The following is a 20,933-nucleotide window of genomic DNA, read 5'->3' on the forward strand; positions in this document are numbered from 1 at the left end:
TTTCAATTCAGTCGCCTGTGGCGAGAAATCTTTCAAATCTGTACAAATCAAACAAATCTATTTTGAAAGATTTGAAAGGATTTGTGAGATTTCTGTCACGAAGTGACACTCATTTTCAGATGTTTAGTACAAGTGAAACTTGAGTTGTCGATTAGCGGAGCGTCCCCGTTCGTCTGGATTTGCAATCCAGACGCATTTGCCATAAGGATTTGCAATCCGATAAAACAAAAAAACGTATTAAGCGGATTGTAAATCCTGATATCTTATTTACTGTCGGATTGCAAATCCGACAGAACGGTGAGAGGGGAAGGGGGCGGCTGCCCGCCATTCAGCGGTAAAATTAGGGTAATTAAGTAATAAGCATTCCGAAAAAAACTAAAACGACGAAAAAGGCGAAAACTTTTATTTTCGGACGCATTCGATGTTTTCGGACATTTTCGGGATAAAAACACTCGTTCCCCCGACAGACAGCTCCGTTCTGCTGAATTTGCAATTTGCTCCCGTCAGGCATTCCCTCCCCATTTGGGGGAGGGTCAGGGAGGGGCTACTCTTTGTCAATTGTCAATTAGCGGAGCGTCTCAGTCGCCTGTGGCGAGAAATCTTTCAAATCTGTACAAATCAAACAAATCTATTTTGAAAGATTTGAAAGGATTTGTGTGATTTCTGTCACGAAGTGACACTCATTTTCAGATGTTTTTCAGTCGCCTGTGGCGAGAAATCTTTCAAATCTGTACAAATCAAACAAATCTATTTTGAAAGATTTGAAAGGATTTGTGAGATTTCTGTCACGAAGTGACACTCATTTTCAGATGTTTAGTACAAGTGAAACTTGAGTTGTCGATTAGCGGAGCGTCTCTTCGCGCAACGCTGCAACAAAGTTTTTTGTTACTTGGAAAGAGTTTTCCGCGATGGTTTCCCAGAAATTGTGGTATTGTGATGCGTTGGTGTCGCGCAGGGGAATGTCGCTGATGATGCGGAAAGAGATGAACGGCACATTGTGGATGTAGCAGGTCTGAGCAATAGCGCACGACTCCATATCCACTGCCTTTGCCTCGGGGAACTTCCCGACGATTTCACGCATCTTCTCACGCGTGTCAACAAACCAGTCGCCAGTGACGATAAGCCCCTGATGAATCTTGAGCGTTGACTGGGTAGTTGCAATTTGCTGCGCTTTTTCCAGCAGCCAGGGGTCAGCCTTGAAGCGCGGCGGCATGCCTTGCACCTGACCGTCTTGCGTCGTGTGGTCGATGGCAGTGCCGCAATGCACGTCGTGATAGCACAGTTCGGAACTGACTATCACGTCCTGAATGTTGAGTTCGTCACCGTTTCCGCCCGCACATCCTGAGGAGATGAGTACATCGGGACGGAACTCGTTAATCATCCGCTGGGCACCGAGTGCTGCATTCACTTTGCCGATTCCGCACTTCTCTACCAATATTTCTTTGCTGTCGAAAAGCGACTTGAGCTGCGTGAGCTCCTTATCCATCGCTACAATGATACCGATTTTCATGTTGATGTTCTGTTTAATTGGACTACAAAATTACAAAATATATCGGAGAATTTCGATTTATTTCGTAATTTTGTGGCGAGAATATGAAAGCTGTTTATATTAAAGGTTCAAGTTTCGCTTGTGCTAAACATCTGAAAATGAGTGTCACTCCGTGACAGAAATCTCACAAATCCTTTCAAATCTTTCAAAATAGATTTGTACAGATTTGAACGATTTCTCGCCGTAGGCGACTGAAAAACATCTGAAAATGAGTGTCACTCCGTGACAGAAATCTCACAAATCCTTTCAAATCTTTCAAAATAGATTTGTACAGATTTGAACGATTTCTCGCCGTAGGCGACTGAATATTGGTTGTTTTAACACTTCCGGAACTAAAATTAAAGGAATAATCAGATAAAGATGAAGACATTGAATAACTGGAAACTGTGGCTGCCAGACGTGTTGGTGGTCGTGATTTTTGCATTGATTTCTTTCGCTTATTTCTTCCCTGCCGACATCGAGGGGCGCATCTTGTATCAGCATGATGCCTCTGCCGGTCGCGGCGCGGGGCAGGAAGCGGCGGAATATTATGAGCGTACGGGAGAGCGTACGCGCTGGACGAATGCGCTGTTCAGCGGCATGCCGACCTATCAGACGGCTCCTTCGTACAACAGTACGGCGGTGCTGAATCAGGCGGTGAAGGCTTATCACCTGTGGCTGCCCGAGAATGTGTGGTATGTTTTCGTCTATCTGTTGGGCTTCTACATCCTGCTGCGTGCGTTCAATTTCCGCCAGTGGCTGGCAGCGCTGGGAGCCATCGTGTGGGCATTCTCCTCCTATTTCTTTATTATCATTGCCGCCGGGCACATCTGGAAGGTGATGGCGCTGGCATATCTGCCGCCGATGATTGGCGGAATGGTGCTTGCCTATCGCGGCAAATACCTGTGGGGCTTCATCGTGACGGCAATATTTGCCGCCTTTGAAGTGAGCGCCAACCACGTTCAGATGACCTACTACTATCTGCTGATTATCCTGCTGATGGTGGTGGCATTCCTCGTTCAAGCCGTTCGGGAGAAACAGTTGGCACGTTTCTGGAAGGCTACGGCAGTGTGTGCGGTGGCTGCACTGATTGCCATCGGCATGAATATATCGAATCTGTATCACACGTGGGAATATCAGAAAGAGTCGATGCGTGGCAAGAGCGAGTTGGTGAAGAAGGATGCCGATGCGTCGAACCAGACTTCGAGCGGCTTGGAGCGCGACTATATCACGCAGTGGTCGTATGGCATCGGTGAGACATGGACACTGTTGGTGCCCAACGCAAAGGGCGGTTCGCACAACAACCAGTTGGCGGAGAGTCGGGAGGCGATGAGCAAGTGCGACCCGCAGTTCTCCGATTTCCTTGGTCAGTGGTATCAATATTGGGGCGAGCAGCCGTTCACGGCAGGTCCCGTCTATGTGGGAGCGTTCGTGCTGATGCTGTTCATCTTGGGACTGTTTATCGTCAAGGGTCCGATGAAGTGGGCACTGCTTGGCGCCACCATTCTTTCGATATTGCTCTCATGGGGTAAGAACTTCATGCCTTTTACAGACTTTTTCATCGACTATGTGCCGATGTATGCCAAGTTCCGCACGGTGTCTTCGATATTGGTCATTGCCGAATTTACCATTCCGTTGCTGGCGATGCTGGCATTGAAGCGCATCGTGGACGAGCCCGAGCTGCTCAAGAAGCAAGCCAAATATCTCTATGTGAGTTTTGGTCTGACGGCAGGCATTGCGCTGCTGTTCGCCCTGCTGCCCACGACTTTCTTCAGTTTTGTGTCGCAAGGTGATACTGACAGGCTGTCGCAGTATGTTCCGCAGGAATATCTGGCTTCCGTGTTGGCAAGTCTTGAGTCGATGCGCATCCCCATTTTCACCGCCGACTGCTGGCGCACGGTCATCGTTATCGTCATTGGCACGCTGCTGTTGCTGCTCTATCGTGCCGGCAAGTTGAAGGCCGTTCCGATGATTGGCTGCATCGCCGTGCTGTGTCTGGTGGATATGTGGATGGTGAACAAGCGCTATCTGAACGACAAGATGTTTGTGAGCAAGAGCGTTCGCGAGCAGCCGCAGGAGATGACGGCTGCCGATAAGAAGATTCTGGAGGACAAGACCCTCAACTATCGTGTCATGAATCTCACCGACTCGCAGGGACCATTCAACGAAAACAACACCTCGTTCTATCATAAGAGCATTGGCGGTTATCATGCTGCCAAACTGCGCCGCTATCAAGAACTTATCGATGCACACATCGCTCCTGAGCTGCAGGGGCTCTCGAAGGCGCAGTTCGTGCCGGGCGAGATGGTGACGGTGGCAGACAACGACAGCATCTTCCCCGTGCTGAATATGCTCAATGCCCGCTATCTCATCGTTCCTCTGCAGGGCGGTGCGACGCCCGTCTTGAACCAGTCAGCCTTCGGCAACGGCTGGTTTGTCAACAAGGTGACGTACGTAGCCAATGCCAATGAAGAACTGGACGGAGTTGGCACGACCGACCTGCGCCACGAGGCGGTGGCAGATGCCCGCTTCAAGGATGTGCTGGGCGAGAGCCAGCCGCAAGACAGTACGGCGCAAGTGACGCTCACTGCCTACGAGCCCAACCAACTGACCTACAAGTTGAGTTCGGCGACGGGCGGCGTGGTGGTCTTCTCAGAGATATACTATCCTGGTTGGACGGCGACCATCGATGGTCAGGAAGCCGAACTGGGACGTGTGAACTATGTGCTTCGTGCGCTGAAAGTGCCTGCCGGCGAGCATGAAGTGGTGCTCAGCTTCTTCCCCAAGACGGTGAAGGAGACCGAGACCATTGCCTATATAGCCCTTTGCCTGTTGCTGTTGGGCTTTGCATATGCGATATGGAGTGCTGTCAGAACAACCAAAAAGACTGAGGAATGATGAAGAAATTGCTGTCTCTGCCACCGCATGTGGTAGATTGTTTTCACGATATCACCGGACTTCCCGGGCGGGAATGGTTCTGCACGAGTGACCCCGTCGATAGGAAACTGGGGTCGGGCGGTGGCACGGCGTGGCTGTTGAAAGAGGCTTTCAATGCAGAAAAAGGTGCTGGCGCTGACAGCGATTTTATGCAGTGGCTGGGCGGTGAGCAGCGAATCCTGCTCCATGCCGGCGGTCAAAGCCGGCGGCTGCCCTCGTATGCGCCGTCGGGAAAGATACTGACCCCGATGCCGGTGTTCCGTTGGGAGCGCGGACAGCAGTTGTCGCAAAACCTGCTCTCGCTGCAGTTGCCGCTCTATGAGCAGATGATGGCAGCTGCTCCGAAGTCGTTGCACACGATGATTGTCAGCGGCGATGTCTATATCCGTGCCACCGAGCCGCTGTTACCGATACCCGATGCCGATGTGGTGTGCTATGGGTTGTGGCTTGACAGCACCATTGCCAGTCACCACGGAGTGTTCGTCTGCGACCGTCGGCGTCCCAACGAACTGAAGTGCATGCTTCAGAAACCTACCGTGCAGACACTGGGCGAGCTGCAGAAAGACCATTTCTATCTGACCGATATTGGGGTGTGGCTGCTCAGCGACCGTGCCGTGGAGGTGCTGATGCGGAAGAGCAGGAAGGGAGACGAAATTGATTTCTATGACCTTTATACCGATTTCGGCGGTGCGTTAGGCGCTTGTCCTACGTTGAAAGATGCCGACGTGAATCCGTTGCGCGTGGCGGTCGTGCCATTGCAGGGCGGCGAGTTCTATCATTTCGGTACGTCGCGCGAACTGATTTCCTCGATGCTTGCCGTGCAGAATCTGACCAACGACCAGCGGCGGGTGCTCCATCACTCGCTCAAACCCCATCCTGCCATGTTTGTGCAGAATGCCGAAACGTGGGTCACCATCACCGAAAAGAACCACCATCTGTGGGTGGAGAACAGTTGTGTGAGTGAGAAGTGGACACTGGAACACGACCACGTGATTACCGGTGTGCCCGACAATGCCTGGCAGATAGAACTGACAGCCGGGCAGTGTGTGGATATCGTGCCGATAGGCGAGACGCAATATGCCGTCCGTCCGTATGGCATGGATGATACTTTCCGCGGTGCCGTCACGTCGATGGACACCACGTTCATCGGCAAACCCTTCCCCACATGGGCGGAAGAGCGGCGGATAGACCTTACAGCCATTGAGCAGGGCGATGACTTACAGCGGGCACGCATCTTCCCAGTGGTGAACAATGAGAGCGATGCCGGACTGGTGCTCCGGTGGATGCTCAACGAGCCGTTCCAAGACGGTGGACGGATGATTTGGAACATGTCGTCCCGACTGAGTGCCGACGAGATTGCCGCACAAGCCAACCTCAGGCGATTGAACGACCAGCGGCGGGAGAATCGTGGCAAGTGTCTGCCCTTCCTCGCGAAGAACCACCGCCACAACATTTTCTATCAGCTCGACCTCGAGGACACGGCGCGGCAGTTCGTGGAGCACAACGTAGCTGTTCCACACCCGCTGAGCGACGATGAGCCGCTGATGACGCGCATCCACGACGCGATGTTCCGCTCGGAGATGACAAGACTGAAAGGAACGGGCGGCGAAGACGACGAGCGGAAAGCCTTCTCGCTGCTGAGCGAGGGACTGACCTCTGCCGTTGCGATGGCAAGACAGGCACCGCGCCTGTCTGTCTGCTCCGACCAGATTGTGTGGGGACGCTCACCCGTGCGCATCGACCTTGCCGGCGGATGGACCGATACGCCCCCGTTCTGCCTGATGGAAGGCGGCAGCGTGGTCAATATCGCCATCGAACTCAACGGGCAACCGCCCCTGCAAGCCTACGTACGCCCTTCTGCCGAGCGGAAGATTGTGTTGCGCAGTATCGATATGGGAGCCATGGAGCAAGTGACGACCTATGAACAACTGGCTGATTTCCAGAAGGTGGGTAGCCCGTTCTCCATCCCGAAGGCAGCACTGGCGCTCGCCGGGTTCCTTCCCGCCTATTCGGAAGAACATTTCAGCAGTCTCGACGAGCAGTTGAACGCCTTCGGAGCCGGTATCGAGGTGACTCTCCTGTCGGCTATCCCCGCAGGCAGCGGACTCGGAACCAGCAGTCTGCTGGCATCCACCGTGCTCGGGGCACTGAACGACTTTTGCGGTCTGGGATGGGACAAAAACGAGATTGGCAGGCAGACCCTTGTCTTGGAACAACTGCTGACGACCGGCGGTGGATGGCAAGACCAGTTCGGCGGACTGCTGCACGGCGTGAAGCTGTTGCAGACCGAACAGGGATTCGAGCAGAGTCCGGTGGTGCACTGGCTGCCCGACACGCTGTTTACCAATCCTGAATACCGCCATCTGCATCTTCTATATTATACGGGCATCACGCGGACAGCCAAGAAAATACTTGCTGAAATCGTTCGGAAAATGTTCCTCAACCAGCATGCCGAACTGGCACTGCTGCGCGAGATGAAGGCACACGCCCATTGTCTGTATGAGGCGTTGCAGCGCAATCAGTTTGAGGAATTGGGACGACTGGTGCGGAAAACGTGGCAGCAGAACCAACTCTTGGACAGCGGAACGAATCCCGAGAATGTGCAGCAGCTCACGGCGATGGTCGATGACCTGTGCTTGGGCTATAAGTTGCCCGGTGCCGGCGGTGGCGGTTATCTCTACATGATAGCCAAAGACGATGAGGCGGCAGCCCGTATCCGCCAGCTGCTCACCGACCATCCGCTGAACAGCAACGCCCGCTTCGTGGATATGGCGCTGAGTAACAGTGGGTTGCAAGTGAGCAGGAGTTGATGTCCTTTTAAGATTGTCTATCCCATACAGCCTGTCTGTCGTGTCTTTATTCTTTGCGAAAATCCACTTTGCCTCACTGCATAAATATACACTTGGCGGCGGTATCGTGGGGTAGTTTTTATCGTATTGATAATCAATGGATTAGGGTGTGCTTTCCAAAAGTTCAACTTTTAGCGTGCAAAAGTTGAACTTTCAGGAGGTAAAAGTTAAACTTTTAGGAGCCAAAAGTTCAACTTTCAGAAAACGGAAGTTTTACTATCGCTTTTTTGTATGAATATACGGGTGTTTTCGTATATTCATGCAGGCGTTTTCTTCGTTTTACTTCTGCATCTGTGCTCCCTGCGCGAACACCAGGCAGTCGGCAGTCACGGCAGGATGCGGATAGCGATAGGTGTAGCCCTCTCCCGATGCCTTCTCTTTTGTTGTCATAGGTCCTTTATATATAATAATGTGTAATAAACTCATGAGAAAGATCAACAAATCCGCCCGATTTCGGCTGTTTTTGCCGAAAAAGACGTATTTTTGCATCAAATAGCCAAATGTTATGGATTTCAGAACCATTGTCAAGATAGCGCAGGCAGACTTCGCCATAGAGCCGTTTGAGCAGATGCTGTTCGTAGGCTCGTGCTTTGCCGACAGCATCGGGAAACGCTTTCAGGAAGAGCATTTCCGGGTAACGGTCAATCCTTTCGGAGTGATGTATAACCCCGTCAGCATCCTCCACACCATCGAGCGGGTGGGAGACGGGCAGACGCGGTGGCGCGTGGCAGTGCTGACGCTGGGCACGAATCATGTGTATGTGGAAAAGGCAACAGGAGAGGTGGTGGACAACTGCGGCAAGCGTCCTGCCCATCTGTTTGAGGAGCGGGAACTGACGGTCGGCGAATGTGTGGACCATCTCTCCCGGGCGATAGACATACTGCGTGAACGCGATGGGGTGGAGAAGGTGATTGTGACGGTCAGTCCCATCCGTTATGCGAAGTATGGGTTTCATGGCAGTCAGTTGTCGAAAGCCGTCCTCTTGCTTGCAACCGATGAACTGGCGAAGAAATATCCCGACGTGGTGACCTATTTCCCGGCTTATGAGATTGTGAACGACGAACTGCGCGACTATCGTTTCTATGCTTCCGACATGCTGCACCCTTCCGAGCAGGCGGTGGAATACATCTGGGAGCGACTCTCCAATACCTATTTTAGTGCAAAAACCCGCCATTTCATCGAGGAATACCGCCCCGTAAAAGCGGCTTTGGCGCACCGTCCGTTCCATCCCGAATCGGCAGAATATCAGCAGTTCATGACAAAGACACAAGAGAAACTGGATGCGTTAAAGAAGAAATATCCAGAAATGGACGCTTAATAAATGAAAATCATTGTTGCGATAGACTCATTTAAAGGTTGCCTGTCATCGGCAGAAGCCAATGCGGCTGCTCAGTCAGGTGTTCTTGCTGCCTGTCCCGATGCGGAGGTGGTGGACATTCCCGTGAGTGATGGGGGTGAAGGATGGCTGGATGCTTACCGTATTGCCGTCGGCGGGGAAATGGTGAGCGTCCGGGTGTGCGACCCGTTGATGCGGCAGACAGATTGTTGCTATCTGCGGAAAGACGACCTGGCTGTGATAGAAACGGCACGTGCTATCGGTCTGACCTTGCTCAAGGCGGAGGAGCGCAACCCGTTGACTGCCACCAGTTACGGAGTGGGACAACTGGTTGCCGATGCTATCCGCAGAGGCTGTCGCCGTTTTGTCATCGGACTGGGAGGCAGCGGCACGAGCGATGCGGGAAAGGGCATGCTTCAAGCCCTTTCAGATGCTTTCGGGAGAGAAGATTTGTATTGTGTTTCGGCGCTGAAAGACCTGCAGTTCACCCTTGCTACGGACGTGACGAATCCGCTTTGCGGTCCGCAAGGTGCAGCCCATGTCTTTGGTCCGCAGAAAGGTGCAACGCCTGAGATGGTGGTCGAGCTCGACCGACGGGCAGCGGCTTTCGCTGAACAGTCGGCAAAGCATTGCGGTCACGACTGTTCGTTAGCTGCCGGTGCTGGTGCTGCCGGCGGTTTGGGTTATGCGTTCATGCAATATTTGCGTGCCGGGTGTCGGTCGGGTATCGACTTGTTGCTCGATGCCGTAGGGTTTGATAAACAGGTGGAGGGCGCCAATCTGGTGGTTACCGGTGAGGGGCGTGCCGACGGACAGACGCTGATGGGAAAACTGCCGCACGGAATCATGTTGCGGGCATCGCGATATCACGTTCCAACACTATTGATTGCCGGAAAGGTCACCGACCGTCAAATGTTGCTTGATGCAGGCTTTGCCTACGTGGAGAGCATCAATCCACCCACACTTTCCTTAGAAGAAGCGATGGAAAAAGCGGTGGCGGCGCAAAATATCCGTAAGTTGATGGAGCGTTTTTTCAGGCTGAGATCATAAGCCGGCTTTTCTAGCCGATATAGCCAATCTAGCCTTACCAGTCAAGTTAGTTCGAACTCAAAAAAGTTACCCCTAACCATATTTATCATTTATCAATTGACAATTATCAATTATTCAAGACCCATTGACGCCTCGCGGTATTCTGCGGGCGACATGCCCGTCTGGGCTTTGAAGCAGCGGCGGAAGTTGCGTGTGGTGGAAAATCCGCTGTCTGCAGCGATGGCATCAATCGTCATTTGCGGGTGTTCGCGGAGCAGTTGACAAGCAAAGGTGACGCGTTTACTGTTGATATATTCCGAGAGGTTGGGAGCGTCGCCGAGCACTTCGTTCAGAATCGGCGAGAGACTGTTTTTGCTGATGCCCATCAGTGTCTGTAGCTTGTCGCGACTGAAGTCGGGCTGCAAGAAAGCCTGTTCTTCCTCTATCAGCTGGTGGAATTTTCGTATCTGCATCATGCGTCTCTTGTTGACAGCAGAGACGGGAGCCTCCTCGTCCTGTGCTATCTCCTGCTTTTCTTCCGTGTCGTCGGTTTCCGTCAGGTCTTCCACCTCATCCTCTACCTCATCTTCCACGTCTTCCTCTGTTGTGGTGACAGTTGTTTGCTGGATTTTCTTTTGGTATTCGTTGATGGTGTCAAGCTGTCGGAGCAGCATTCGGTTTTTCTCCCGGGTCTTTTTGTGTTGCTGGTGTCTATAGAATGCGAAGGCGCAGACGAGCGTCAGCAGGATGAGCGCAGTAATACCGAGAATGAGATATCGCTGGGCGTCGGCACGTTCCTTTGCCAATGCAATTTCCTTGTCGTGTGTCTGGTAGATGGCAGCAAAGCGGAGCCCCTCGTTTAAAGCCTCCCGCACGAGCATGCTGTCCTTGATGTTGAACTGCCGTGTGCGGAGGTCGAATGCCTGTCTGAGCATTCCCTCTTTTGCGTAGGCTTTGGTCAGCATTCCCAGCACACTTGCATATCGGTTGCAGAACGAGTCTTTGTGCTCCCAATAAGGAAGTGATTTCTGGTACGTCTCGCAAATCATGGGGAAGTCGTGGATGGTGCAGTAGTAGTCGAGGATGAGCTGATGTCCGCGTGCAGTTTTCGACAATTCCGTTTGTTTGAACTTATCTGCGTATAGGCGTGCTTGTTCTTTGTCGTTCTTCAGCGCATAGAAGTCAGCCATTTTTGAGAAAGTCAGTCCTCTCCGGGTATCGAAAAATGCTTTCGGAATATCAGGCATGTCGGTCTCCATCTTGTCGAGCAGAGCCTCGCGTTTTTTTCCTCTCAGGATTGCGGCATCCGTATCGTCCACCCATAATGCGAGCATCAGCTGTCCGTAGCAGAAAGAAAGCGTTCTCAGATTGCGTTCATCAGTTTTCTTCTCAAGAATGCTTTCTGCCCGCAGCATATATTCAAGTCCTTTCTTTTTCTCTTTCATGAAATACATGCTGTAGCCGGCGTTGATCATCAGTTGGCAGGCACTGTTGTCATCGTTGAGTTCCTCTGCCAGTTTCATGCCTTCGTCGCTGAAACGTATGCACTCGGAGAAACGTCCCAGACTGACTTCAATCTGCGAGATGAGCGTCAGCATGTTCAGGTGGCGCTGCGGATTGGAGACCACCTCGTCATAGGTGAGTGTGCGCAGTGCATATTCAATGCTCTTGTTGAGGTCATAGAAATCGTCCAGACAGATTTTTGCGCGCAGGCTGTCCGCCTGCCATGCTTCCAACTGCTTTTTCTCTTCCGCAATGCGAATGAGTTCAAATGCCTTCGGACGATCTTTCCCATAAACGCTGCTGATATGTGAAACGGAATAGATGCTGTCGGGTGTTGCCTGTTGAGTAGTGGCACTCTTCTGCTGACATGCTGAAAGTAATATGGCTAACAAGCCTAACTGAAATATGAGTAGTTTTTTCATGACTTCATGCTGATTGATTATCTCCTTTACTGCAAAGATACATCTTTTTATGGGAATAACTATCAAGAAAGCAAGGAAAAACGACAAAGTTGATGGACATTTTCTCCCATTTAGCAAAAAAGACGGGATAATTTATCCCAACGAGAATAAAAAACTTGCAGCGTACAACTTTAATCTCTATATTTGCACAATCAGATTTTTCAGATTTTAATGTATTAGTAAACCACGAAAAAATGAAAAGAAACGTTATCGCAGTTCTCATGCTGTTCGGTATAGCACTGACTGCTTTACCATGTACGACAGCCATTGTCAGTGGCAAATATACCGTTGACGGCAGACCGTTGATGTTGAAAAACCGTGACCGTTCGGGTAGTGACAATGTCTTTGTGACGGGAAATAGCGGGAAGTATGCGTGGACGGCAGTCGTGCCCATCAGCGATAAGAGCGACCGGGGAGTGATGTACGGTCAGAATGAGGTGGGACTGGTTGTGATGAATTCCACGTCATATAACTTGGAGCAGAAAACCACCAATGAGCTCAAGCGCGGGAATATCATGTGCTGGGCACTGGAGCGTTGCGCCACGGTCGATGAGTTTGAGGCGATGATTGCCGAGATGAAATATTTCTCTTACGGCAGTAATTACGGTGTGATGGATGCACAGGGACACGTGGCATATTTCGAGTGTGGACACCTCGGCTATAAGAAGTTTGATGCCGACGACCCAACTGTTGCTCCGCACGGCTATATCATCAGAAGTAATTTCGGTATGACGGGCGACATCAAAGAAGGAAAAGGCTTTGCCCGCTATCAGAAAGCTACCGACATCATGGAAAAGGCATATCAACAGAAGAACATCAGTTGGAAGACGCTGCTCAGCATGGCTCGTTGTCTGGAACATGGCATGACGAAAGTGAACCTCTATGACCAGATGCCCGCTGACGAGAATGATGAGTTGGTGGTCAGTTTTGCAGACTTCATTCCCCGCTATTCAACAATGTCAACCTACATGGTACAAGGAGTGAAGGCAGGTGAGAATCCGTCGTTGACAACAGGTTGGACCTGCATCTCATGCCCGATTGTATCTGTTGCCATTCCGATTTGGTGGACGAAGGAAAGTCTCTTTCCGCAGGTGGTGCGTCGCGACGAGAACGGCAGGTGCCTGCTCGTTGACTGGGCGAACACTTTCAAGAGCTACATCTGGCCATGGGAATACAGCGACGGTCAGAGTTACATCCGTCTGGGACGACTTATCAATAAATCGGGAACGGGCATCATGCAGCAGATTCTCCCCGTGGAAGAGGAAATCCTGAAGCGTGGCGAAAAGCTTCAGGCACAGTTTTATAAGAAAAAACATGTTGATGCCGACAAACTGAAATCTTACTACGAGTGGGTGGATGAGTTTGTGGCAAAAGAATATCAGAAAATAGGAGATAGTCATCATTTAAAAAAGAACTAATATGCGGAACAGTAAGATATTGTTTTATTCGTTTTTGATGCTTCTCGTGTGGGGTGTCATACCCAAGGCAGAAGCATGTACGTCGGTCATCGTGTCGGGAAAGATGACGAAGGATGGTCGTCCGATTCTTTTCAAGAACCGCGATACCAGTCGTACCAATAACGTAGCCGTCTTGGTGCAGGGTGAACGCTATAGATATATCGGTATCGTAGCTGCTGACGACATGAAGCCTCAGGCTGCTTGGGGCGGGCACAACGAGACGGGGTTTGCCATCATCAATACTGCCGCCTATAACCTGAATGGTTGTGAAGGAAAAGACTCTAACGGTGACGGCGAGTTCATACGGCGTGCGTTGGAAATATGTAGTTCGCTGGAAGACTTCGAGCATCTGTTGGACACCTTGCCCAAGCCGATGGATATCAACTCCAACTTCGGCGTGATGGATGCAAAAGGTGGCTGCGCCTATTATGAGACCGGTAGCAATAGCTATGTGAAGTTCGATGTGAATGACCCTTCTGTTGCCCCAGATGGATACCTGATGCGTACCAACCACGGCATGACGGGTTGTCGCAGTATAGATATCGGTGTGGAACGCTATATGGCAATCACCGATTTCATGGCAGACACATACAAAGCAGGAAAGATAGACATGGAGCATATTTTGACGGTGGTTCCACGCTATCTGACGCACGGACTGACGAAAATCAATCTCTACGACATCATGCCGAAAAACTATGACGATACGAAGATGTTTGCTTTTCGCGACTATATTACCCGTTGGAGCACAGCTTCTGCCATTCTGATTCAAGGAGTCAAGACCGGAGAATCGCCACTGATGACCGTCAGTTGGACCAATATCGGATGGCCTGCGGCATCGGTGGCAATACCATTGTTGATTACTCCTTCAGGTGTGATGCCAACAATTGTCGGACATGGTGCAGACGGAAGTTCATGGCTCTGCCAGAAAGCATTTGCGCAGAAAGAAAAGGTGTTCAACGCAGCATCGGGAAACGTGCACGACTATATTGATATCTCCAAGCTCATCAATCAGGCTGGTACAGGTATCTTGCAGCGAGTGCTCCCTATAGAAGAAAAGATAATAGAAAGTGGAAAAACAATGATTGAGCAGATGAGGAAAGGCAAGAAGGCGGATAAGTTGGCGGGCGAGTATTACCGCTGGGTGGACGCTTATGTGCAGGAAGTCTATCCTCAATAAGCAAACTGAATAAACTTTCCTTGATCCGTGCAGCAAGAGTCAATGTGCTTTTGTTGCACGGATTGTTTTTATTTCATGCAGAGAAGAAAACTTTTCCAAAGCAACTGCCGGTTACTTCAATAGTTTTCATTATCTTTGCAGAAGATAAAAAGAAGGGAAAATGATATATACAATAGACAAAATAGCAGAAGTGATTCACGGGCAACGGGTAGGAACAGCTTTCACGCACGTTGCTTTCCTGTTGACGGACAGCCGCTCGCTCGGTTTTCCTGAAGAAACATTGTTCTTCGCTCTAAAGACGGAACGCAACGATGGACATCGTTACATCCCTGAGCTCTATCAGCGCGGCGTGCGCAGTTTCGTGGTGGAGGAGGCTCCGAGTGATTGGGCTGAGTCCTATCCTGAAGCGAACTTCCTCGTGGTGGATAGTTCGTTCAAGGCATTGCAGACGCTGGCACGCTGGCATCGTGAGTGCATATCCGTTCCAGTGGTGGGCATTACCGGAAGTAATGGAAAGACGGTGGTGAAAGAATGGCTCTTCCAGTTGCTCTCACCGCAGATGAACATCACGCGTTCACCGCGAAGCTACAACTCGCAGGTGGGTGTGCCTCTTTCGCTTTGGCTGTTGAACGAGCAGACCCAGTTGGGGGTGATAGAGGCAGGCATCAGTCAGCCTGGCGAGATGGAGGCTTTGCAACAGATGATACAGCCGACCGTCGGAGTGCTGACAAGCATTGGCGGTGCCCATCAGGAGAATTTCTCGTCGCTGGAAGAGAAGTGTCGCGAGAAACTCCGTCTGTTTGCTTCTTCGAGAGCCATTATTTACTGTGCCGACGACGAGTTGGCTGCGCGCCTCATCCGAGAGACCTATGCTGACAGGCAGTTGGTGGCGTGGTCAATGAAATCAGCGGCGTGTCCTTTATATATAAATAAGGTGGAGAAGCGGGCGAGCGAGACGATTATTGAGTTCGTGTATCAAGGCGCAGCGGGCAGCTACACGTTGCCGTTGATTGACGATGCTTCGGTGCAGAACTCCATTCACTGCATCGCCGTGGCTTTGTATTTGCAAGTTGGCGTCGATGAGATATGTGCGCAGATGGCTCGTCTGGAGCCTGTTGCCATGCGCCTTGAGGTAAAGGAAGGGCAGCACGGGTGTACGCTCATCAATGATTCTTATAACTCTGACATCCACTCTCTGGACATTGCGCTCGACTTTATGAACCGCCGTCCCGACCACGACGGGCGGAAGCGGACGCTCATTTTGAGCGACATTCAGCAGACGGGGATGGACGATGCGACGCTCTATTGCAAGGTTTCCGACTTGATTTCGACGCGCGGAGTGCAGAAATTCATCGGTATCGGACCGCATATTAAGGCGCAGTCGGCGCTCTTCGGTGTGGCTGAGCGTTTCTTTTTCGATAGCTGTGAGGAGTTGATCAGGGCTCCGGAGTTTGCGCAGCTTCGCAACGAAGTGATTCTCCTGAAGGGTGCCCGCTCGTTCGGTTTTGATCAGTTGACGGAGCTGTTGGTGAAGAAAGTGCACGAGACGATTCTCGAAGTGAACCTCAGTGCGCTGGTCAGCAATCTGAACTATTACCGTTCGTTCCTCCATCCGACGACCAAACTGGTTTGTATGATTAAGGCTGACGGCTATGGCGCGGGTGCCGTGGAGGTGGCAAAGACGCTGCAAGACCACCGCGTGGACTATCTGGCGGTGGCAGTGGCTGATGAGGGAGTGGCGCTTCGGAACAACGGTATCACGGCGAATATTATGGTGATGAATCCGGAGATGTCGTCGTTCAAGACGCTGTTTGACTATCGTCTGGAGCCGGAAGTGTATTCTTTCCGCCTGCTGGATGCGCTGGTCAGGGCGGCGCGGCACCACGGTGTGGCTGGCTTCCCCGTACATGTGAAACTTGATACGGGTATGCACCGGCTCGGATTCCATCCCGTTGCGGACATGGATGAGCTGATTAGCCGTCTGCAGGGGCAGAGGGCGTTGATTCCGCGGTCGGTGTTCTCGCACTTCGCGGGTGCCGACAGCGATGAGCTTGATGCGTTCTCTGACGAGCAGTTTGCGCTCTTTGCGCAGGGCAGTGAGCGTCTTCAGGCGGCGTTCTCGCATAAAATCCTGCGGCATATATGCAACTCTGCGGGCATAGAGCACTTCCCTGAGCGTCAGATGGATATGTGTAGGCTCGGGCTTGGCTTGTACGGTGTGTCGCCGAGGGATAACCGCGTGTTGGCGAATGTATGTACGTTGAAGACCACAATCTTGCAAATGCGCGAGGTGCCGGCGACGGAAACGGTGGGCTACGGTCGTCGCGGCGTGCTCGGGCGAGACAGTGTGATTGCCGCTGTGCCCATCGGTTATGCCGACGGTCTTTCACGGAAGTTGGGCAACGGGCGCTCGTTTGCCTTGGTGAACGGGAAGGAAGCGCCTTACGTTGGTAATATTTGCATGGACGTTGCGATGCTGGACGTGACTGGAATCGACTGCGAAGAGGGCGACAGTGTTGAGATTTTCGGCGACCATCTGCCTGTCACGCGGCTTTCAGACGTGATGGATACGATTCCGTACGAGGTGCTCACGGGCATCAGCAATCGGGTGAAGCGGGTTTATTTTCAGGATTAAGCGCATGGCGCGGAACAACTAAACACTTTCGTCGATATGATAGCAGTATATGTAATAATAGGTGTGGCAGCCGGTTTCTTTATCGGTTTCTTCTTCATGAAACAGCGTGCACTCACTGCAGAGAGCAACGTGAGGCAGCAGTTGAACGACCAGCGCGCGGAGTCGGAGCGGCAGTTGGCGGCAAGTTTTCAGCAACAGTTGCAGGAGCTCTCGGCTGCGAAGGGCGAGGCAGAGCGGCTCCGTGCGGTGGCTGAGACGCAGCTGAGCGAGCAGCAGCGGCATGCGGAGGACATGCGTTCGGAGATTCTTGCTCAGGCAGAGACGCGCAATCGCCTCATGCAGGAAGAGGTTAAGAACATGGCGGAGCGAATGCTCAAGGACAGTCGGCACGAGCTGACGACCGCCGACAAGGAGCGTCTGGACGCGTTGCTTACGCCGTTGCGGCAGCAACTCGACACCTTTGCGAAGGCTGTGAGCGAAAACAGCCGCCACAGCGAAGCCCACAAGACGGAGATAAAGACGGCGTTTGAGGAGGCGATGAAGAAGCTGCACGACGAGCAGGAGCGAACGGTGCGCGAGCTTCGGGAGCAGACCGAGCGTATCGGCAACGATGCGGCGAGCCTCACACAGGCGCTCAAAGGTGATTCAAAGGCACAGGGAGACTGGGGCGAAATGATATTGGACAAGACGCTTGAGGACTGCGGTCTCATCAAGGGCGAGCAATACTCGCTGCAGGAAACTTATCGCGACGGGGAGGGGAACATCTTCCGTCCGGATGCCGTGGTCAACTTCCCGAACGGCGAGCGAATAGTGATTGACGCGAAAGTGTCGCTCACTGCCTATCTCGAGGCTGCGCGGTGCGACGACCAGCAGAAGCGGGAAGCCCTGCTTCGGGAGCACGTTGCTTCGGTGCGCCGCCATGTGGATGAGCTCACGGTGAAGAACTATGACCGTCTCGTCGAGGGCAGTATCGGCTACGTGCTGATGTTCCTGCCCTACGAAAGCGGCTACGCTGCGGCGCTGCGCACCGACCCGTCCGTCTTGCAGTATGCCTACAAGCGGAAGGTCATCATCATCTCTCCGGCTAACCTGCTCATGACGCTGCAGCTCACACATACGATGTGGCAGAACTATCGGATGAACCGCAACGTGGAGGAAATCATGCGCCAGTCGAGCGATTTGTACGACAAATTCGTCACGTTCGCAGAGACTTTCCTCCGCATCGACCGCGACATTGAGACGCTGCGCCAGCACTTCGAGACGGCGCGCGGGCAGCTGAGCGAGGGCAAGGGCAACGTCGTCCGCCGATTGGAGAATATGAAGCAGCTCGGCGTCAGCCCCAAGAAGTCGCTGCCCGACGACATGAAGGGAGGCGAGGCATAGCGCGACGCACATACACATTATTATATACATAGGGGCAGATTTCTCTGCAAAGCGGAATAATTTTTACACATTCAAAAAAAGCGTTAACTATAATTAACGCTTTTTTTTTTTAGTTAACTCTATTATTCGTACTTTTGCAGCGAAAATTCAAAAAATGTATAATTATAACATTCAATTTCAATTATGGCAATATTCTACAGGCTGTATCAGAACAACTGTGAAGGCCCCGCGTTAAATAACAACGCACAGCGCACTCTCAGTTTGTCGCTGAAAACTACTTAAGAAATATTATTTAATCAGTAATAAAATGTATTTAAACAAAGAGTGAAATGAAAATGACAAAAGAACAAGACGCAAAACGTGAGTATGTGCGTCCCGAGGAACGGGCGAGTCTGCAGTCCATATATCCCTTGACTGTTGGCAAGGCGAAAGAAGCCAAGGTTTCTTATGCGGAGTGCGTCCAAACGGTCTGCCTTGGTTTAAATAAGATGATTCATGAGAAAACTGAAAGTACATTATTCAATATTTAATTAATTAGCATTATGAAAGTAGATTTAAGGAAGTATGTTCCCCCATTCATTGAGAGTAAAGAGTGCGAGTTTCAACACATCATGACCACTTCTCTCGGCGGGCATGCCGGCGATGGTAACGACGACGGTACGATAACTGGCGCCAAAGAGATTGTCTTTTGGGACGACAGCGATAAGCTGGAGATGGATAAAAAAGAAGACAAAGTATGGAAATTTAAACCTTGGGAGGATTATTTGTGGTAATAACTGGCATGAACCCATATACTACATATAATCGATCAGGCATTTCAATAACAAACAATTTAAAATATGAAAAAGTTTTTATACCATTCCATGGTGCTTGTGGCTGCAATCGTTACATGTAGCACCATCGTTAGCTGTAGCAACGACGTTTTGGAACCAGAAGACCACCAAAACAACGAAAACAACGAAATAGAGGTAACGAAAGGACAAACATTATTCTCGTCTGGCGACAACACGCGTACGTCAATGGATGCTAACCGCAAGTTCTACTGGTCGGAAGGCGACCAAATCTATGTGAACACTACTGGAACTACCTACCAGAAAACGTCTTCCAGCACGCTTGCAGAAGACAAACGAACAGCAAGCTTCCTGCTTGAAGGTGTCAGTCTGGAAGAACCCACATGTTCCGTGATGTATATCGGCAACGGCACGAATACCGCAAGTACGACAACCGATGACATGGAAGTAACCATACTAAATTCTCAGACACAGACAGAATGGGACAATGGTGACCATGTTGGTCCGTCTGGCGACTGCGGTTTGGACATAGCCACAAGAAACGAAACGTCTGGAAAATACACGTTCAAGCTCAATCACAAAGCAGCCTATTTAGTATTCCAGCCCTACAAGATAGCAGATGTAACGAAAAAATGGACGCTGATGAAAATAGAAATCATCACAGACGGCACGACAAATGTTGCAGGAACCTATCCTTTCGGCACAGGACAACTTGACGTTGACAACGCCACAAATACTTCTAACACGGTGACACTCACCTGCGGAACGGCTGGTTTCGACCTTGACTTCAAACCTGAATCTTCTGCTCCGGGAAAAAGCTGTTTTGCGGTCATCCAACCAGGCACACACACGATAACCATTCGCTACACCATTAAACCAGAAATAATGGTGAACGGCGTTGAAGGTGCAACATTCACCATCGAAAAAACGATTGCTTTACGCACCTACAATATTGGCGGTGTGACAACCATCAAACATCAGTTGGGCGCAGAAATGTATTCTCCATATCTGTTCCATCTGTGGGATGCCGAGCAACCCTGTTGGAAGGATCAAGCGGTTGAAAATGTACCCTATTATGTCAATCATAAAAACCCAGCAGCCAACTACCCAACAAGTGCTGAAGCAGCCCCCGACCGTTGGTATAACACTGAGACTAATGCTCCCGAACAAGCTAAGAATTCTTGTAAAGAACTACCCAATGTTAATGCCATGACTTGGTACGTATTGAAAGGTGACCCGCGTTGGGAGACGAACTATCCTTGGTTCATAACTGGCTCTGGTGGTGCCCATATTTATACTTACGGGGCATGGTTCTTGCAATGGGATAATATTCCGGACAAACCTACTGAATACACGAAACGCGACTGCCCACAGACCCCCTTAGGTGAGGATGGTCATTACTCACAGCTTTCAGCCGATAAATACATAGTTTCAACCAACGACTACAAGACCAAGGGTCGCCCGAGCAATACAGAGATCGAAAACTATTTCTTCCTTCCTGCTATTCCTCATATCCTTTCTGACGGAAGGTTGGGAGAAGGAAGAGATGATATTCACGGCTGCTACTGGTCATCTTCTCCGCGCCCAGGTGTAGGCGATAAAGAATCTTACTCTCTGGGATTCACCAGTAATTCTGTAAACCCCCTCAATCGCAACGGTCGTAATCAAGGACGTATGGTTGTTCCCTCTTGGTTTAAGTAGCGACCTTTTCCGCATTAGTAGAAATTCATAATCAACAGAAAATATAGAAGAAACCATTGGGGAGAATGCTTTTCGCAGTTTGTTGTGAAACAGACATCTTCTCCCGCTATATAGACTTTATTTACATCATTTTATTATTATCTACT

Annotated in this window: 13 protein-coding genes; 11 read left to right on the forward strand and 2 right to left on the reverse strand. The window is 50.9% G+C overall.

What is annotated here, in order from left to right; translation table 11 throughout:
• Positions 1-841: 841 nt before the first annotated feature.
• A complete protein-coding gene (locus GRF55_RS03035) occupies positions 842-1,510 on the reverse strand; it encodes a 5'-methylthioadenosine/adenosylhomocysteine nucleosidase (protein ID WP_220369085.1) in 669 nt (222 codons plus the stop codon).
• 399 nt (positions 1,511-1,909) lie between these two features.
• Here GRF55_RS03035 and GRF55_RS03040 point away from each other — a divergent pair, with 399 nt between their 5' ends.
• The 4 genes from GRF55_RS03040 to GRF55_RS03055 all read left to right on the forward strand — a co-directional run bounded on the left by GRF55_RS03040 (position 1,910) and on the right by GRF55_RS03055 (position 9,700).
• Positions 1,910-4,426, forward strand: coding sequence for a YfhO family protein (locus tag GRF55_RS03040; RefSeq protein ID WP_220369086.1), 2,517 nt, complete (start codon positions 1,910-1,912; stop codon positions 4,424-4,426).
• Positions 4,426-7,275 carry a bifunctional fucokinase/fucose-1-phosphate guanylyltransferase gene (locus tag GRF55_RS03045; protein WP_220369596.1) on the forward strand — a complete coding sequence of 950 codons (2,850 nt, stop codon included), beginning with the start codon at positions 4,426-4,428 and terminating at the stop codon, positions 7,273-7,275. Before GRF55_RS03040 ends, GRF55_RS03045 begins: the two co-directional genes overlap by 1 nt.
• Before the next feature lie 544 nt (positions 7,276-7,819).
• Positions 7,820-8,632: a GSCFA domain-containing protein gene (locus tag GRF55_RS03050; RefSeq protein WP_220369087.1), complete on the forward strand. Its 813-nt coding sequence runs from the start codon at positions 7,820-7,822 to the stop codon at positions 8,630-8,632.
• A gap of 3 nt (positions 8,633-8,635) precedes the next feature.
• Complete coding sequence (locus GRF55_RS03055) at positions 8,636-9,700, forward strand: glycerate kinase (protein WP_220369088.1); 1,065 nt, start codon at positions 8,636-8,638, stop codon at positions 9,698-9,700.
• A 110-nt stretch (positions 9,701-9,810) separates the two neighbouring features.
• Here the strand turns inward: GRF55_RS03055 and GRF55_RS03060 are convergent, their stop codons facing one another.
• Positions 9,811-11,604: a helix-turn-helix domain-containing protein gene (locus GRF55_RS03060; RefSeq protein ID WP_220369089.1), complete on the reverse strand. Its 1,794-nt coding sequence runs from the start codon at positions 11,602-11,604 to the stop codon at positions 9,811-9,813.
• A gap of 233 nt (positions 11,605-11,837) precedes the next feature.
• On the opposite strand from GRF55_RS03060, the gene GRF55_RS03065 reads away from it, so the two are divergent.
• From GRF55_RS03065 to GRF55_RS03095, 7 genes are all read left to right on the forward strand, one after another.
• Entirely contained in the window at positions 11,838-13,061 is a 1,224-nt protein-coding gene (locus GRF55_RS03065; protein ID WP_220369090.1) for a hypothetical protein, read from the forward strand.
• Between the two features lies 1 nt (position 13,062).
• Positions 13,063-14,277, forward strand: a complete 1,215-nt coding sequence (locus GRF55_RS03070) for a carcinine hydrolase/isopenicillin-N N-acyltransferase family protein (protein WP_255563823.1) — start codon at positions 13,063-13,065, stop codon at positions 14,275-14,277.
• Positions 14,278-14,437: 160 nt separating this feature from the next.
• Complete coding sequence (locus GRF55_RS03075; RefSeq protein WP_220369091.1) at positions 14,438-16,912, forward strand: bifunctional UDP-N-acetylmuramoyl-tripeptide:D-alanyl-D-alanine ligase/alanine racemase; 2,475 nt, start codon at positions 14,438-14,440, stop codon at positions 16,910-16,912.
• A gap of 36 nt (positions 16,913-16,948) precedes the next feature.
• On the forward strand, positions 16,949-18,295 hold the full coding sequence (rmuC, locus tag GRF55_RS03080; RefSeq protein ID WP_220369092.1) for a DNA recombination protein RmuC: 1,347 nt from the start codon (positions 16,949-16,951) through the stop codon (positions 18,293-18,295).
• 329 nt (positions 18,296-18,624) lie between these two features.
• A complete protein-coding gene (locus GRF55_RS03085; protein ID WP_220369093.1) occupies positions 18,625-18,825 on the forward strand; it encodes a hypothetical protein in 201 nt (66 codons plus the stop codon).
• Between the two features lie 12 nt (positions 18,826-18,837).
• Positions 18,838-19,068 carry a hypothetical protein gene (locus GRF55_RS03090; protein WP_220369094.1) on the forward strand — a complete coding sequence of 77 codons (231 nt, stop codon included), beginning with the start codon at positions 18,838-18,840 and terminating at the stop codon, positions 19,066-19,068.
• A 66-nt stretch (positions 19,069-19,134) separates the two neighbouring features.
• Positions 19,135-20,787 (forward strand): hypothetical protein, encoded by a 1,653-nt coding sequence (locus GRF55_RS03095; RefSeq protein ID WP_220369095.1) that lies wholly within the window; start codon positions 19,135-19,137, stop codon positions 20,785-20,787.
• The last annotated feature ends 146 nt before the right edge of the window (positions 20,788-20,933 follow it).

This window comes from Prevotella sp. Rep29, assembly GCF_019551475.1.
GTDB lineage: Bacteria > Bacteroidota > Bacteroidia > Bacteroidales > Bacteroidaceae > Prevotella.